This window comes from Vibrio glycogenivorans, from assembly GCF_051660965.1.
Classification (GTDB): Bacteria; Pseudomonadota; Gammaproteobacteria; order Enterobacterales; family Vibrionaceae; genus Vibrio.
On record NZ_JBPVIS010000003.1, the window covers coordinates 83,126 to 102,476 of the forward strand.

Below are 19,351 nucleotides of genomic sequence, written 5' to 3' on the forward strand. Positions count from 1 at the left end.
TCAGAATGAGTTGTTATCGAAGTCGTTTTCGAAGTTGCCGCCTCCTTGTTGATCGTTATCGAAGCTACCGGAGTCGTCAGTAAAGTCGACACCAGCATCACCGCCACCAGCATTGGTCCAGTCACCGCCGCCTGCATCACCACTATCCATCTGACCAGCATTTGGATCTTGCTGCTGCGATGCCGTCATTGCGTGCTGATCATCGACCTCTAGCTCAACCGATGCCTGAGCGCCGTCAACCTGACCACCCAAATCATCGAAGCCTTGGAAGCCCACATCCACCGTGCCTTCATAGCCATCCGGCAATTCAACACTGACTGGCTGCGACAAGTCGCCACTGATGGTGTAGGTGCCATCGCCACTGTCAAGCGCACCACTGACATTCGAGCCATCCGGTAAGCCACTCATCTCAACGTGGTCGACGTCGTCATTGCCGCTGACCTCATCTGGAATCGCGATATTGATGGTGTCACCTGGCGCTGCAGTCATATCAGGCTCGGCCTCTTCATCACCGGCTGCTTCCGCTGCCGCCTCTTCAACCACAGGTGCCTCTTGCTCGGCTGCTGCCGCTTCGACCTCAACCTGCTCTTGCTCAGTTTCAGCCGCCGCTGGAGCCTCACCGCCGGTATCCACTTGTACCGTCAATGCATGCTCTTCGATGTTGCCGTTGTCGTTGACTTCAACCGCCATTGGGATTTCACCATTGAAGTCATCGTTCGGCCAGAAGGTCCACTCATTCTCACCGGACTCAACGAAGAAGCCCACGTCACCTTGGTCAGTCACATCCATTACTTCTGCCGATGGACTTAGGTCAAGCTCGCTGAGCAGTTGCTCTTCGCTAAAGGCAATCGAGCCGTCTTCAGCTTGAACATACTCATCGCTCACCTCGCTCGGACCTTGCAGGTTGACGTTGAAGTGGCTTTCGATGCGGTTTTCACCATCGGTGGCGATAAACCCAATCTCAACCGGTCCTTCATAACCCTCTGCAGGTGTGAACTGGTAGTTACCCTCGTTGTCGCTCTCGACCATGCCTTGGCCTTCCATAATACTGACTGACTCGATTGACAATGAGTCACCCTCAGCATCAGACAGGTTGGCGAGCATATCTTCATCGGTAAACTCAAGCGTTGAGCCTGGTTCAAGGTCAGTCGTCGTTACTGTCTCAACCTGTGGCGCCTCATTGGTGGCTTCGCCTGGTTCATTTACCACGATGCCAGTTTGCTCATCATGAAGCACGCCGTCTTTATCGATAACGTAGGCAATATCAACCTCACCGGTAAAGCCTGGTGCTGGGTTGAACGTCCAAGTGCCGTCACCATTATCGACAATCTCACCTTGGCTACGGTCAGCAAGATGAACCATCTTGACCTCATCGCCCGCATCCACATCGACATTCTCAGCAATCGCCATTAGGTCATCGGCAGTTAGCAAGATTGACTCACCTGCCACCATTTCGAAATCACCTGAATCGATGCCATCATCAAAGGCCTCTGGCTCATCACCGTAATCTACCGTGGTGGCGGATACGGTCACGAAGAAGTTGCCTGAGAAGTCATCTGGCGGTGTGATTTGCAGATCCGACATATCCCACTCGGTAATATCGATGTATTGATCTGGCGAGGTGATAATAATCGTGTTCTCACCATCCGATACCTCGAATCCTACTGGGAAGCCGGTCATAACCAAGTTACTCAGCGTCTCTGAATCATCAATCAAGTCGACATTCAGACCTAAGTGACCGGTGCTGTCTTCACCAATCACCAGTGGGCCATCGTGGTCAGTGGTGATCACGGCGCCATCAGCGACTGGGCGAACAAACACTGGTACATCTAGTGCCGTCTCAAACTCACCATCGCTAACCACTACTTGCATATCCGCAAGGCCTGCAAAGTCACCGGTTGGTGTGAAGGTCCAAGTGCCATCTCCGTTGTCGGTGATTGCACCGCCGTCTTCGTCCTCTGGCATGATGATGCGTGATACCACCAAGTTCTCGGTATCGATATCATCAAACAGGTTCATCAGGTCGCTAGCATCGAAGGTAAATGCCCCGTCCTCATCAGTGGCCATAAACGCATTGCCGTTGTTAAACGGTGCATCATTGACCGGAATGACGTCGACGTTCATTGCCCCTTCAACCGACTCAGTGCCATCGGTGATGGTGTACGCCAGCTCAACCAGACCGTTGTAGTCTTGCGCGGTCACTAAGTGGAACATACCATCTGGCTGCTGAGTAATGGTCGCATTTGCTGGTGCACGCACCGATAGATTTTCAAGCGAGATATTGTCGCTATCCATATCGGTAACCTGACTGGTGATAAAGCTTGGGTCGATGACCATTAACTGGTCTTCCTCACCAATCATCTCAACCATAGGTGCGTCAGGCGTGTCATTCACCGCTTCGATATCGATATTGCCCGATACCGTGGTGGTGAGTTCACCATCGCTGACCTCAAACTCCATTGGCACATCGCCATTAAAGTTCTCGGTTGGTGTAAATGACCAAGTGCCATCACCGTTATCTAGAAGCTCACCGAACTCTTCATCGATTCTCAAGTCAATCGCACTGAGCTCATCGAGGGTGTTATCCACGTCTGTTGCTTGAGCCAGCAGCATATCTTGAGTGATCAGAATCGTCGTATCTTCAGTACCTTGAAGCTCGATGTCCTCAGACTCTGGCGCATCATTAACCGGTACAAACTCAAGGTTCGCTTGGGTATCGACGACCTCAACGCCATCGGTCACTTGGTAATCGAGGGTAACATCACCGTTGAAGTCTTGTGCCGGAGTGAACTCGAAGAAGCGATCCACTTCGGTATCACCGCTGACATCCAGCTCAACACTGCCAGATTGATCAACAATCTCACCGTTTTGTACTTGAATATCTAGCGCTAGGTCATCAGAGGCTTCGCTGATTGGGGTGCCATCTAAGATGGCCTCTTCATCAACACGCTCGTAAGCCATGGTGAAGCCTGACAGCTCGACGTTCTCAAGACCACTGTCATCGAGTGAATCCGCTGCTTGACCAATGGTTGGCTGGATACCAGCTGGCATGACGATGCCAGGTTCAACTGCTTCGGTACCAACGAGCTCACCGTTATCATACAAGCTCACGGAGCCGTCTTCACTGCTCCAAGTCAGCACGATATCGTGGCTGTTGCCGTCATTAAGGTCGATACCGTCGAACATCACATTATCTTGGCCGTTCAAGTCAAGACCGATACCACCGTCCTCGTTGCGCACGTAAATCGACAGTCCTGCACCCTCGGAATCGCCAGACATCAAGGTTTCAACATTACCTTCATGCTCACCGGTCGAGGTGTATTCGAATTGAATTGAGAACTCGTCGTGCTCTTCGAGTTGATCCTCTATCTGGATTTCACCCGAGCCATCTGCACCAAACTGGATGGTACCGGTGTCCGCAATCGAACCATCGTCACCTGTGTACTCAACATTGATGACTTCCAGATCATCACCATCAATATCGGATGCATTCTCCAGAAGCTCCTCTGGGGTGATACGCATCACCGTATCTTCAAAGCCACTGAAGTCAGTTTCACCAGCAACTGGGACGTCGTTGGCAGGGTCAACCGTCAAGTCAACACCTACCTGAACGCTGGCTCCATCGTTATCGATCAGGTCGAACTGTAGATCAATCTCACCGTTGAAGTTCTCATCCGGTGTGATAGTGAAGCTGCCGTCCTGATTCTCGACTACGGTCGCATTGCCTGCTGCGGTGAGGTTGGTTGCTTCAAGATCAGTGCTATCAATATCCGATGCTTGCGCAAGCAACTGCTCTTGACTCAAGGTAATTGAGCCATCCTCGGTAACGGTGTAAGCCAAATCACCAGAGACCGGAGGGTCATTGATTGGCAACACATCAATGCTGGCAGTGGCCTCAGCGGTCGCACCATCGTCATCGACAACCACCACCTCAAGTGAAACCTCACCGTTGAAGTTTTCATTCGGCGCGAAGCTAAAGGTGCCGTCACCGTTGTTGGTCAAGATACCATCTGCGCCCGAGTAGTTGACGCTATCAAGACCTACTTTACCTTCGATATCACTTGATTGGGCAAGCAATTGGTCGGCAGTGAAGGTCAAGACTTCGTCTTCATTGACGCTGTAGCTGGTATCGCCGGCTATTGGTGGGTCATTGACCTCAATCACCTCGATGCCCGCGGTGGTCTCAGCTGTTGCCCCGTCTTCATCGGCGACGGTCACATCTAGACTGATATCGCCTGAGAAGTTCTCGTTTGGTGAGAAGGTGTAGGTGCCATCACCGTTATCAACAAACACGCCATCCGTGCCGCTGTAGCTGACATCGCTGACAGAGACATCCCCTTCAACATCAGAAGAGTTGGCCAGAAGCTGCTCATCACTAATTGTGATCGAGTTATCTTCTTCGACGGTATAGGAGGTCGCACCTGCTACTGGAGGATCATTCACCTCAGTCACAGAAACATCGATATTCGCGGTTACGGTATCGGTGCCATCGGTGACATCGAAGCTAAACTCCACATCGCCATTGAAGTTCTCGTTCGGTGCGAAGCTATAGGTGCCATCGCCGTTATCAGTAAGTACACCATCGGTGCCGGTGTAAGACACGCCTTCTACCGAAAGCTCATCACCGTCGATATCAGTAGCATTTTCTAGTAACTGCTCATCGGTAAAGGTGAGCGTACCGTCCTCTTCTACTGTGTAGGCTTTGTCTTCAGGTTGTGGCAAGTCATTGACTGGGTTGACGGTAAGGTCAGCCGTGGCCTGAATAGTGTCAGTGCCATCAGTGATATCAAAGCTCATATCGATATCACCGTTCCAATCTGCATCTGGCGTAATAGTGAACGAACCATCGTCGTTGGCCGTCACTTCGGCATTGCCATCAACCGTCAGATTGCTGGCTGTCAGATCATCGCCTTCAACATCTGATGCTTGTGACAGCAGCTGCTCTTGACTGATAGTAATTGAACCGTCTTCGTCAACTTGGTAAGCGGTGTCACCCGCTACTGGCGCATCATTTATCGGCAATACATCTACATTAATCACCGTTTCTACTGTTGCACCATCATCATCAGTGACAGTAACGTTGAGCTGCACTTCGCCGTTGAAGTTTTCATTCGGCGCGAAGCTACAAGTACCATCACCATTGACGGTAAAGACACCATCTGGGCCATCGTAGTTGATCTCAAGGGAAGTCACTTCACCATCGATGTCCGAGGCATTGGCCAAGATTTGCGACTCGCTAAAGGTCAAGACGCTGTCTTCATCAATGCTGTAAGACGTTGGGCCAGCAATTGGTGGGTCATTAACCTCAATCACCTCGATGCCTGCGGTGGTCTCAGCCGTGGCACCATCTTCATCCGCTACGGTCACATCTAGGCTGATATCGCCTGAGAAGTTCTCGTTTGGTGAGAAGGTGTACGTACCGTCACCATTATCAACAAACACACCGTCGGTACCGCTGTAGCTGACATCGCTGACAGAGACATCCCCTTCAAGATCCGAAGAGTTGGCTAGCAGCTGCTCATCACTGATAGTGATTGAGTTGTCTTCTTGAACCGTGTAAGACGTTGAGCCTGCAACTGGTGGATCGTTCACCTCAGTCACGGATACATCGATATTGGCTGTGACCGTATCGGTGCCATCACTCACATCAAAGCTGAACTCGACGTCGCCGTTGAAGTTCTCGTTCGGTGCGAAGCTATAGGTACCATCGCCATTATCGGTCAGCACACCATCGGTTCCGGTGTAAGACACGCCCTCTACCGATAGCTCATCACCATCGATGTCAGTCGCGTTTTCAAGTAGCTGCTCATCGGTAAAGGTGAGCGTACCATCTTCCTCGACTGTGTAGGCTTTGTCTTCAGGCTGTGGCAAGTCGTTAACCGGGTTAACGGTTAGGTCTGCTGTGGTCTGGATGGTATCGGTGCCATCGGTGATATCAAAGCTAATATCGATATCGCCGTTAAAGTCGGCATCTGGGGTAATGGTAAATGAGCCATCGTCATTCACTGTTACCTCAGCGTTACCATCAACAGACAGGTTACTCGCAGTCAGGTCATCACCCTCTACATCAGAGGCTTGTGCAAGCAACTGCTCTTGGCTAATGGTGATTGCGCCATCTTCATCGACAGAGTATGACGTTGTGCCTGATACTGGTGCATCATTGACATCGGTGACGGTGACATCAATGTTCGCTGTTACGGTTTCTGTACCATCCGTAACATCGAAGCTCAGCTCAACATCACCATTGAAGTTTTCGTTTGGTGCAAAGGTGTAAGTACCATCACCGTTATCGGTAAAGATACCATCACCACCTGTGTAAGAGACGCTTTCGACGCTGAGGTCATCTCCATCAATATCAGTTGCTCCTTCAAGCAACTGCTCATCGGTGAAGGTCAGCGTACCATCTTCTTCAATGGTATAGGCCTTGTCTTCCGCTTCTGGTGCATCGTTGACTGGGCTGACCGTTAGGTTCAGGTCAGTCGAGACAATCTGGTCACCATCTGAGACATCGAAGCTAAACTCAATCTCTCCATTGAAGTCCGCATCTGGCGTTAAGGTGTATGTACCATCGCCATTATCGGTAATGGTGACATTGTCATCATCGGTCGATAGGTTCAGTGCCGTTAGGTCATCACCATCCAAGTCAGTGGCATTGGCTAACAGATCCTCTTGAGTGATGAGAATTGAACCATCCTCATCAACCACCGCATCAACCGGAGCAGCCTCTGGTGCATGTTCAATATCAATAGTAATGGTCTGCGTTACGGTCTCTGAATCATCATTAGACAACTCAGTCGCGGTAGCGGAAACCGTAATATCGAAGGTTTCGCTCGCATCCTCAGGCAGCACGAACTCGATGGTTTGGTCGATCGCTGTGGTTGGTATGATGACTTGACCATCCTCACCGACAGTGATTTCACCACTGTAGATCTGGCTGTTTACTTCACCGACATCAATGGTGTAGTTAAAGTCACTGAAGTCGTTATCACCGCCGCCATAGAGGTCCTCGAAGCCATAAACCAACTCACCGTCTTCGTTGATGGTGGTGCGAGTATGCTCAATACCATCCTCGTTGATGCTCTCTGTTGAGCCACCATGGAACACGGCATCACCAAATTGACTGGTAACAACCGTCACTTCGCCATCTTCACCAACATGCACGAGTTGTGGATCAACCGTATCCATTGTCGCTGGTGAGCCATCTTCAGCGCGGAACTCGAAGCTACCGTCTTGCATCGCATCGAAGTCGTTAGTGTTGAAGCCATTTGGTACCACGAAGAGGTTGAAGCTTTCACCTTCTTCAATTGGGAAGGTAAATGAGTCTTGTCCTGGGACAAGGTCACCACCGCCACCAACTTGTGAGGCGTTTTCGTAGACGATTTCTACATCGTAGATATTGCCCTCGTCATCGACTTTGTAGTAACCCGCGGCATTCTTGAACCCGGCAGTTTCACCCTCAAATGTCACGGTGATCTCAGTATCATTGAAACTGGTGATACCGTTTTGCTGATCAGCCAAGACCTCTTCGTTGTCATAGCGAACCACGGTGCCTTCTGGGATACCATCGACGGTGACACTTAAGGTTTCTGACAAGTCTTGGTCGACCAAGCTGGCGCCAATGTTAAGCTCTACCACACCGCCTGGTTCTGTGACGATGGTGCTATCACCGACCTCATTACCATCACCATCGGTGACGACAAGATCCGGTGCATCGGCCACTGCCTCAACATTAACATCGATGGTCTGAGTGACCTCTGTTTCACCATCAGAGACGGTAAAGTCGAGCTGCAACTCACCACTGAAGTGCTCACCCGGTGTGAACGAGTACGTACCATCGCCGTTATCGACAATCTCACCCTGCTCACCGCTGTAATTCACGCCCGTTACAGACAAGTCGTCACCATCAATATCGGTGGCATTCTCAAGCAGTGCTTCTTCAGTGATCAGCAGTGTGCCATCTTCCTGCATGTCGAAGGCAAGGCCTTCCACTTCAGGGGCATCATTGACTGGCGTTACATCAAGGTTCAATTGCGTGGTGGTGCTAAGCTCACCGTCGCTAACCTCATAGTCAAACTGGATTTGACCATTAAAGTCCTCTGACGGTGTCACGCTAAAGGTGCCATCACCATTGTCGACCACGGTTGCGTTCGGATCGTTAGTAGTCAGACCTGAGGCGTAGAGATCATCGCCATCCACATCCGAGGCATTCTCAAGCAGCATCTCTTGAGTGACCAAGATGGTGCCGTCTTCCTCAACGGTTGCGGCAACCGCCTCTGCCTCAGGTGCATCGTTAACAAACTCAACAGTGAGGTCAATATTGGCAGTAACAATATCAGTACCATCACTGACATCAAAGGTTAAGTCAGCATTACCGAAGTAGCCCTCTTCTGTCGTTAGGGTAAAGGTACCATCACCGTTGTCTACCACCTCTACATTCTCATCAAGGCTGGTTACATTGAGCGCGGTTAGATCATCACCTTCAATATCGGTGGCTTGCGCCAACAACTGATCTTGAGTGAGGATAATCGACTCACCATCTTCAGTAGTGAACGATAGGTCCGGTACGTCTGGCAGGTCATTAACTGGATTCACCGTTAGGTTCAATCCGGCAGAGACCGTCTCAATCGCATCGGTCACATCGTAGGTAAACTCTACCTCACCGAAGAAGTTTTCACTCGGTGTGATGGTGAAGCTACCATCTGGGTTTTCAACAATGGTCGCATTTGGATCATTGGTTTGTAGATTAACTGCGGTTAGGTCATCACCATCCAAGTCAGAAGCATTCTCTAGCAAGTCTTCTTGGGTCAAGGTAATGGTACCATCTTCATCGACAGTGGCTTCCACTGGGCCAGAGACATCAGGGCCAGTATTGACCATTTCAACATCAATCGAGGCAGTGCTTGGCGCGCTCGCCATACCATCGCTGATATCAAAGGTTAGACTCACATCACCACTGAAGTCCGTTGCCGGTTCAAAGGTAAAGGTGTTGTCGCCATTGTCGGTCAAGGTACCTTGAGTCTGATCCACCAGCAGCAGGTTCTCGATATGGAGGATATCGCCATCCACATCAGTCGCACCAGCAAGCAGATCCTTGGCTTCGATAACGATCGTACCATTCTCAAGCATCTGAGTATGGAGAGGCTCACCAGGAACCGGTACGTCGTTGACTGGGATCACCGTCAAATCAAGGTGCGTTTCAGTGGTGTCCTGGCCATCAAAGACGGAGTAATCGATGTCCACTTCACCATTGAAGTTCTCGTTTGGCATAAAGGTGTAGCTGCCATCGCCATTATCAACTAGCTCACCGTTATCGCCATTGTAGGTGATGTCTGTAATAGACAGCTCATCCCCTTCAACATCGCTGGCATTGGCCAATAGATCTTCGGCGTTGAAGGTAATGCCCACATCTTCATCGGTTGAAAGTACGATTGGTCCAGAGACAATCGGCGCATCATTTACGGACTCGAAGTTGATATTGATGATGTTGTCATCAGTCAACTCGCCATCGGTAACTTGATAACCGAGCTCAATCTCACCGTGGAAGTTCTCATCCGGTGTGACCGTCCAAGTGCCATCGCCGTTATCGGTCAAGGTGGCATGCTCGGAGTTGTCACCCACTAGCTCGAGGTTCTGGATATCTAGGTTTTCACTGTCGATATCGGAGGCTTGAGCTAGTAACTGCTCTTCGGTGATAACGATAGAGGCAAACTGTGAGGCACCCTCGGTATCGATCTCGATGTTTGGCAGCTCAGCAGTTAGGTCTATCTCAGTGTCACCCTCGTGTAGGTTAAGAGTAACCGCCTCAGTGATCTCAGAGCCATCTACTCCAATTGAGGTAAACACGGCTTCATCTGGACAGGTTTGTGACACTGTCATGTTTTGTACAACGTACGTGCCGTTACCTTGAATAGTACCGAGCTCGAAGTAAGAAACAGGCTCATCAACCGTCAAGGTGTAGTCGGTCTCAAAGGTACCACGGTCTTCTTTGTGGTAGGTCATTGAGTCAATCAAGTCACCATCGGCGTTAAAGGCCTTGATTTCCACTTCAGTAAAGTGACGCGACTCTTCCATAAACCAGCCGCCAACACCATCAAGGTGGAAGCTAACCTCGTTGATGTCTTGCCCTTCGACCGTTACGGTCAGTTTCTCATCACCGCTCAAGCCTTGACGGTCGGTATCGCCGATACCATGCCCAATATGTCCATTGCCGTTCCAAGCGCCCAGTGGATCGTCGTTACTTTGAACGGTAATCGTTAGGTCGCCGTCGGTGAACTCACGGGTATATGGGTCAATCTCGGTACCCCAATCATCGACACTAGCGTTGTCGTCGAAAGTACCCACTTGGGTAGTATGAGTTCCGGCTGCAATGTCCTCTTCGTTGGCAACGAAGCGCACCTCAGTATCAGCTGGAATCTCAACCCCTACCTCAAGCTCAACCCACTCATCGTTGAGATTGGCTTCAATAATGCCGTGCTCTGGCGCTTGGTCAAGACGTAAGCTTGGCTCTTCACGTAAGGTCACACCAACGGTTTGGTCTTCTTCCGCTTGGATAAAGATCTCTTCACCAGCATCTGGCGCATCATTGACTGGATTCACCGTAAGGTCTGCGGTGCCCTGAACCACATTGTTTCCATCAGTGACATCGAAGCTAATATCAATATCACCATTCCAGTCTGCATCTGGCGTGATTGTGAATGAACCATCCTCGTTAGCAGTAACATTGGCATTGCCATCTACCGCTAGGTTAGTAGCACTCAACGTATCGCCTTCAACATCGCTGGCGTGGGTCAACAACTGCTCTTGGCTTAGCGTGATCTGACCGTCTTCATCAATGGTGTAAGCGAGGCTGCCATCGACAGTCGGCGCGTCATCCACTGGAGTGACTGACACGTCCACATTGGCGGTGACGGTATCGGTGCCATCACTGACATCGAAGGTAAACTCAACATCGCCGTTAAAGTCTTCGTTTGGCGCGAAGCTATAGGTACCATCACCATTATCGGTCAAGATCCCATCGGTACCAGTGTAGCTGACACCCTCAACAGTCAGTTCATCACCATCGATATCCGTTGCATTCGCCAACAACTGCTCATCGGTGAAGGTTAGGATGCCGTCCTCTTGCATGGTGAACTCATGATCTTGAGGCTGTGGCAAGTCGTTGACTGGGTTAACCGTCAGATCAGCCGTCGCTTGAACTGTATCGGTGCCATCAGTGATGTCGAAGCTTAGGTCGATATCACCATTCCAGTCTGCATCTGGGGTAATTGTGAATGAGCCATCATCATTGACGGTCACCTCAGCGTTGCCATCTACAGTGAGGTTACTCGCCGTTAGGTCATCACCCTCGATGTCTGACGATTGGGCAAGCAACTGCTCTTGGCTAATAGTGATTGCACCATCCTCATCGACGCTGTATGAGGTTGAACCCGCCACCGGAGGATCATTGATTGGCAACACATCAATACTCGCCGTCGCGGTATCGGTAGCGCCATCTTCATCAACTACGGTCACCTCAAGGCTGACATCACCGGTGAAGTTCTCGTTTGGTGCGAAGCTATAGGTGCCATCACCATTGTCGGTCAAGATACCATCTGCACCTGAGTAGCTGACATCTTCAATCGCTACCTCACCCTCAACATCACTTGATTGAGCAAGAAGCTGCTCAGCACTGAAGGTTAGGACTTCGTCCTCGTTGATGCTGTAAGCCGTATCACCAGCAACTGGTGGGTCATTCACTTCAATGACCTCGATACCCGCTGTTGTTTCTGCGGTCGCGCCATCTTCATCTGTAACCGTAACATCTAGGCTCACGTTACCAGTGAAGTTCTCATTTGGAGAGAAGGTGTAGGTGCCATCACCGTTGTCAACAAAGACACCCTCGTCACCAGAGTACGAGACCTCATCAATTGCAACGTCGCCTTCAATATCCGAAGCGTTCGCCAACAATTGCTCGTCACTAATGGTGATAGAGTTGTCTTCTTGAACCGTGTATGACGTCGCGCCGGCTACTGGTGGATCGTTGATCTCTGTAACCACAATGTTCACTTGGGCTTCAGAGATTAACTCGCCATCGGTAACCATGTAGTTAATGCTCAAATCACCATTGAAGTTCTCATTTGGTGAGAAGGTAAACGTGCCATCACCGTTGTGAGTGAACACACCGTCATTACCATAGTAGTTATCCACCTCAACCGTGAGCGCATCACCATCAGCATCGGTGGCATGTTGCAACAACTGCTCTTCGGTGAAGGTCAGACTGCCATCTTCTTCGATGGTGTAGGTGATATCATCCGCTTCCGGCGCCTGATTCTCAGGCTCTACCGGTGGATGCTCTCCAGTTTCTTCACCACCGTCACCTGGGTCGGTCGGATCGGTTGGGTCCGTCGGATCGGTCGGTCCACCGGTTGGCGGCTCTGGGAATACCTCGATACCCGCTTTGGTATCGGCGGTTGCCCCGTCTTCATCGACCACAGTAACATCGAGTAACAGGTTACCGGCGAAGTCTTCGGAAGGCTCGAAGGTAAAGGTACCATCGTCATTATCCGTCAGCTCACCGAAGTTGCCCGAGTAAGAGACGCTATCGACAAATACCTCACCCTCAATATCAGAGCTGTTGGCCAATAGCTGCTCTTCACTGATGGTGATTGAGCCATTGGCATCCATGGAGTACGAGGTAAAGCCTGCGATTGGTGGGTCATTCACCTCGATAACTTCAATACCCGCGGTGGTTTGCGCCGTTGCGCCATCGTCATCGCTGACGGTCACATCTAGGCTAATATCCCCCGAGAAGTTCTCGTTTGGTGAGAAGGTGTAGGTACCATCGCCGTTATCGACAAACACACCATCGGCACCGCTGTAGCTAACATCGCTAACCGACACCTCGCCGTCAACATCAGACGAGTTAGCCAGTAGCTGCTCATCACTGATGGTGATTGAGTTGTCTTCTTGTACGGTGTAAGACGTTGCACCGGCTATCGGTGGATCATTGACCTCAGTGACCGACACATCGATATTCGCTGTAACTGTATCGGTACCATCGCTTACATCAAAGCTAAACTCAACGTCACCCGTAAAGTTCTCGTTTGGCGCGAAGCTGTACGTGCCATCACCATTGTCAGTCAAGACGCCATCGGTGCCGGTGTAGCTCACACCCTCAACCGAGAGCTCGTCACCGTCAATATCGGTAGCATTTTCCAGTAGTTGCTCTTCACTAAAGGTCAGCGTACCGTCTTCCTCTACCGTATAGGCTTTATCTTCTGGCTGTGGCAAGTCATTGACAGGGTTAACTGTCAGATCCGCAGTGGCCTGAATAGTATCGGTGCCATCGGTAATATCAAAGCTCAAGTCGATATCACCATTCCAGTCTGCGTCTGGCGTAATGGTAAAGCTACCGTCTTCATTGGCGGTTACCTGAGCGTTACCATCCACAGTAAGGTTATCGGCAGTTAAGTCATCGCCATCAACATCCGAAGCTTGCGACAATAGCTGCTCTTGACTAATGGTGATTGAACCATCTTCGTCAACTTGGTAGGCAGTATCACCGGATACTGGTGCATCATTGATTGGCAATACATCAACGTTAATCACCGTATCAGTCGTCGCACCATCATCATCGGTGACGGTCACATTGAGCTGTACTTCGCCGTTGAAGTTCTCGTTCGGCGCGAAACTGCAGGTGCCATCGCCATTGACGGTAAAGATGCCATCAGGGCCATCGTAAGTGATTTCCATCGAAACCACTTCTCCATCGATATCGGAAGCATTGGCTAAGATCTGCGACTCACTGAAGGTCAGTACGCTGTCTTCATCAATGGTGTAAGAGGTTGGTCCGGCAATCGGAGGATCGTTCACCTCAGTGACCGACACATCGATATTGGCCGTCACCGTCTCGGTGCCATCGCTAACATCAAAGCTGAACTCAACGTCACCAGAGAAGTTCTCATTTGGCGAGAAGGTGTAGGTGCCATCACCATTGTCTGCCAACACACCGTCTGTACCGGTGTAACTCACCCCTTCTACTGAGAGGTCATCACCGTCAACATCTGTCGCGTTTTCAAGCAATTGCTCATCGGTGAAGGTAAGCGAACCATCCTCTTCAACGGTATAGGCTTTATCTTCCGGTTGAGGCAAGTCGTTAACTGGGTTGACGGTTAGGTCAGCACCGGCTTGAACGACATTCTCACCGTCAGAGATATCGAAGCTAATATCGATATCGCCATTCCAATCAGCGTCTGGGGTAATGGTGAACGAGCCATCGTCATTGGCGGTGACCTGCGCATTACCGTCAACACTCAAGTTGCTAGCCGTTAGATCATCACCCTCAACGTCTGAGGCTTGTGAAAGTAGTTGCTCTTGGCTGAGGGTAATCTCGCCATCTTCGTTGACACTGTAGGCCAAATCACCAGAGACTGGCGCGTCATCCACCGGAGTGACTGACACATCGACATTAGCGGTGACCGTATCGGTGCCATCCGAAACCTCGAAGGTGAACTCAACGTCACCATTAAAGTTCTCATTTGGCGCGAAACTATAGGTGCCGTTGCCGTTATCGGTCAAGATGCCATCGGTGCCTGAGTAGCTGATACCCTCGACAGACAGATCATCGCCCTCGATATCACTCGCACCTTGCAGTAAGTGCGCATCGGTGAAGGTGAGGATGCCATCTTCTTCAATGGTAAACTCTTGGTCTTGCGGCTGTGGTAAGTCGTTGACTGGGTTGACGGTTAAGTCAGCACCTGAGGCAACGATATTTTCACCATCGGAGACATCGAAGCTGATATCGATATCACCGTTCCAGTCCGCATCCGGTGTGATGGTAAATGAGCCATCGTCATTGACGGTGACTTCAGCATTGCCATCCACACTCAGATTCGACGCCGTGAGATCATCACCCTCAACATCCGTCACATTAGACAGCAGCTGCTCTTGGCTAAGCGTAATTTCGCCATCTTCATTAACGGTGTAAGACAGGTTACCTTCCACCGTTGGCGCATCATCGACTGGCGTCACTGACACGTCGACATTGGCTGTTACCGTATCCGTGCCATCAGAGACCTCGAAGGTGAACTCAACGTCACCGTTAAAGTTCTCGTTTGGCGCGAAACTGTATGTGCCATTGCCGTTATCCGTCAAGATACCATCGGTGCCTGAGTAGCTAATACCCTCAACCGACAGATCATCGCCTTCAATATCGGATGCACCTTGGAGTAAGTGCGCATCGGTGAAGGTTAAGATGCCATCTTCTTGGATGGTAAACTCTTGGTCTTGTGGCTGTGGCAAGTCATTAACTGGGTTAACGGTTAAATCGGCGCCGGAAGCGACAATGTTTTCACCATCAGAGACATCGAAACTGATATCGATATCGCCATTCCAGTCAGCATCCGGTGTGATGGTAAACGAACCATCATCATTCATTGTGACTTCAGCATTGCCATCGACACTTAAGTTACTCGCAGTCAGGTCATCCCCTTCCACATCAGTGACATTCGATAGCAGCTGCTCTTGACTTAGGGTGATCTCACCATCTTCATTAACGGTGTAAGACAGGTTACCCTCAACCGTTGGCGCGTCATCGACTGGGGTGACGGCGACATCAACATTGGCAGTGACCGTATCGGTACCATCAGAGACTTCGAAGCTAAATTCAACATCACCATTGAAGTTCTCGTTTGGCGCGAAGCTGTAAGTGCCGTTGCCATTATCGGTCAATATACCGTCTGTACCACTGTAGCTAATGCCCTCAACAGACAGGTCATCGCCTTCGATATCGGTCGCACCCTGAAGCAGGTGAGCGTCAGTGAAGGTGAGGATACCGTCTTCTTGAACAGTAAACTCTTGGTCTTGTGGCTGCGGTAAGTCGTTGACTGGGTTAACAGTTAAATCTGCACCCGAGGCGACGATATTTTCACCATCAGAGACATCGAAGCTGATATCGATATCGCCATTCCAGTCTGCATCCGGTGTGATGGTGAATGAGCCATCATCATTGACGGTGACTTCAGCATTGCCATCCACACTTAGGTTGCTCGCGGTTAGGTCATCCCCTTCCACATCGGTGACATTCGATAGCAGCTGCTCTTGGCTTAAGGTAATTTCACCATCTTCATTAACGGTATAAGACAAGCTGCCTTCTACCGTTGGTGCGTCATCGACTGGCGTCACAGACACATCAACATTAGCCGTTACGGTATCGGTGCCATCGGAGACATCGAAGTTGAATTCAACGTCTCCGTTGAAGTTCTCGTTCGGTGCGAAGCTGTAGGTACCATCGCCATTATCGGTCAAGATACCATCGGTACCGGAGTAGTTAACCCCTTCAACCGATAGATCATCGCCATCAATATCGGTAGCTCCAGTCAATAGGTCCTCATCCGTGAAGGTCAGCGTACCATCTTCTTCCATGGTAAACGCCTGATCTTCTGGCTGTGGCAAGTCATTAACAGGGTTCACCGTCAGATCAGCCTGGGCTTGAACCACATTGTCGCCATCCGAGATATCAAAGCTGATATCAATATCGCCATTCCAGTCGGCATCTGGCGTGATAGTGAACGAGCCATCATCATTGGCCGTCACATCGGCATTGCCATCGACGCTGAGGTTGCTGGCGGTCAGATCATCGCCCTCAACATCCGATGCTTGCGACAATAACTGCTCTTGGCTGAGCGTGATTTCACCGTCTTCGTTAACGCTGTAAGCCAACTCTCCTGATACTGGCGCATCATCAACTGGCGTCACTGAGACGTCGATGTTGGCCGTTACGGTATCGGTACCATCAGAGACATCGAAACTAAATTCAACATCACCGTTGAAGTTGTCGTTTGGTGCGAAGCTGTAGGTACCGTCGCCATTGTCACTCAAGATACCATCGGTACCGGAGTAATTTACACTTTCAACAGACAGATCATCCCCGTCGATATCAGTGGCTCCGGTTAATAGGTCCTCATCGGTAAAGGTCAGCGTACCATCTTCTTCCATGGTAAACGCTTGGTCTTCTGGTTGAGGCAAGTCATTGACTGGGTTAACGGTGAGATCCGCTCCAGATTGAACAATGTTCTGACCATCAGAGATATCAAAGCTAATGTCGATATCACCATTCCAGTCGGCATCTGGGGTAATGGTGAAGCTACCATCATCGTTAACTGTGACATCAGCGTTACCGTCCACACTGAGGTTACTTGCCGTTAAATCACCACCATCAACGTCGCTGGCATTGGCCAGTAATTGCTCTTGGCTTAGGGTAATCTCACCATCTTCATTCACGGTGTAAGACAAATTGCCTTCCACTGTTGGCGCATCGTTGACTGGCGTCACTGAGACATCGATATTGGCGGTTACGGTATCGGTGCCATCTGAGACGTCAAAGCTAAACTCAACGTCACCATTGAAGTTCTCGTTCGGCGCGAAGCTGTAGGTGCCATCGCCATTGTCAGTCAAGATACCGTCAGTGCCGGAGTAGTTAACCCCTTCAACGGACAGATCGTCGCCTTCAATATCGGTCGCACCGGTCAATAGATCGGCATCGGTGAAGGTCAGCGTACCATCTTCTTCCATGGTAAACGCTTGATCCTCAGGCTGTGGCAAGTCGTTAACTGGGTTAACCGTTAAGTCAGCACCTGAAGCAACAATGTTGTCGCCATCAGAGACATCGAAGCTGATATCGATATCGCCATTCCAATCGGCATCTGGCGTAATGGTATAAGAACCATCATCGTTTACCGACACTTCAGCATTACCATCTACTGTCAGATTCGAAGCGGTTAGGTCATCACCCTCCACATCAGTGACGTTAGACAATAGCTGCTCTTGGCTTAGGGTGATTTCACCATCTTCATTCACGGTGTAAGACAGATTACCTTCTACCGTTGGCGCATCATCAACCGGCGTCACTGACACATCAACATTTGCCGTCACGGTGTCTGTGCCATCAGAGACATCGAAGCTGAACTCAACATCGCCGTTGAAGTTTTCGTTTGGCGCGAAGCTGTAGGTGCCATCACCGTTATCGGTCAAGATACCGTCAGTACCTGAGTAGTTGACGCCTTCAACCGATAGGTCATCACCATCAATATCGGTGGCACCGGTTAATAGGTCGGCGTCGGTGAAGGTCAGCGTACCGTCTTCTTCCATGGTAAACGCTTGGTCTTCTGGCTGTGGCAAGTCATTGACTGGGTTAACCGTTAAGTCCGCACCCGTAGCAACAATATTTTCACCATCGGAGATATCAAAGCTGATATCGATATCGCCGTTCCAGTCTGCATCTGGGGTGATGGTAAATGAGCCGTCATCATTAGCCGTGACGTCGGCATTACCATCAACACTTAAGTTACTTGCCGTCAGATCATCACCTTCCACATCCGAGGCTTGTGACAATAGCTGCTCTTGGCTTAAGGTGATTTCACCATCTTCATTCACGCTGTAAGCTAAATCACCTGAAACTGGCGCATCATCGACTGGTGTGACTGAGACATCGACGTTGGCGGTCACCGTATCGGTACCATCAGAGACCTCGAAGGTGAACTCCACATCACCGTTAAAGTTCTCATTCGGCGCGAAGCTGTACGTGCCGTTGCCATTGTCAGTCAAGATACCATCGGTACCGCTATAACTAACACCTTCAACCGTGAGGTCATCCCCCTCAATATCGCTTGAACCTTGAAGTAGGTGTGCATCGGTAAAGGTTAAGATGCCATCCTCTTCGATGGTAAACTCTTGGTCTTGCGCTTGAGGCAAGTCATTGACCGGGTTGACCGTCAGATCTGCACCCGACGCAACGATGTTTTCGCCGTCCGAGACATCGAAGCTAATATCGATATCACCGTTCCAGTCTGCATCCGGGGTAATGGTGAAGCTGCCATCATCGTTGACAGTCACTTCAGCATTACCATCCACGCTGAGGTTGCTCGCGGTCAGGTCATCCCCTTCCACATCCGTCACATTCGACAGTAACTGCTCTTGGCTCAGAGTGATCTCACCATCTTCGTTGACGGTGTAAGACAAGTTACCTTCGACGGTTGGCGCGTCATCCACTGGCGTCACTGACACATCAATGTTGGCAGTAACCGTATCAGTGCCATCGGAGACATCGAAGCTGAACTCAACATCGCCATTGAAGTTTTCGTTCGGCGCGAAGCTGTAAGTACCATTGCCGTTGTCGGTCAAAATACCATCAGTACCACTGTAGCTAATGCCTTCAACGCTGAGGTCATCACCCTCAATATCCGTTGCCCCTTGAAGCAGATGGGCATCGGTGAAGGTTAAGATACCATCCTCTTCAATGGTGAACTCTTGATCTTGCGGCTGCGGCAGATCGTTAACTGGGTTAACGGTCAAGTCTGCGCCCGACGCAACAATA

At 50.4% G+C, this 19,351-nt stretch carries 1 protein-coding gene (only partly in view); it reads right to left on the bottom strand.

The genetic code is table 11. The annotated features are described in order from the left end of the window. Positions 1-19,351: the end of a tandem-95 repeat protein gene (locus ACSTTG_RS08800; protein ID WP_438474519.1), read on the bottom strand. Its footprint extends 31,013 nt past the window's final position; only the last 19,351 of its 50,364 coding nucleotides appear in the window; its start codon lies off the right edge, out of view; it ends in the stop codon at positions 1-3.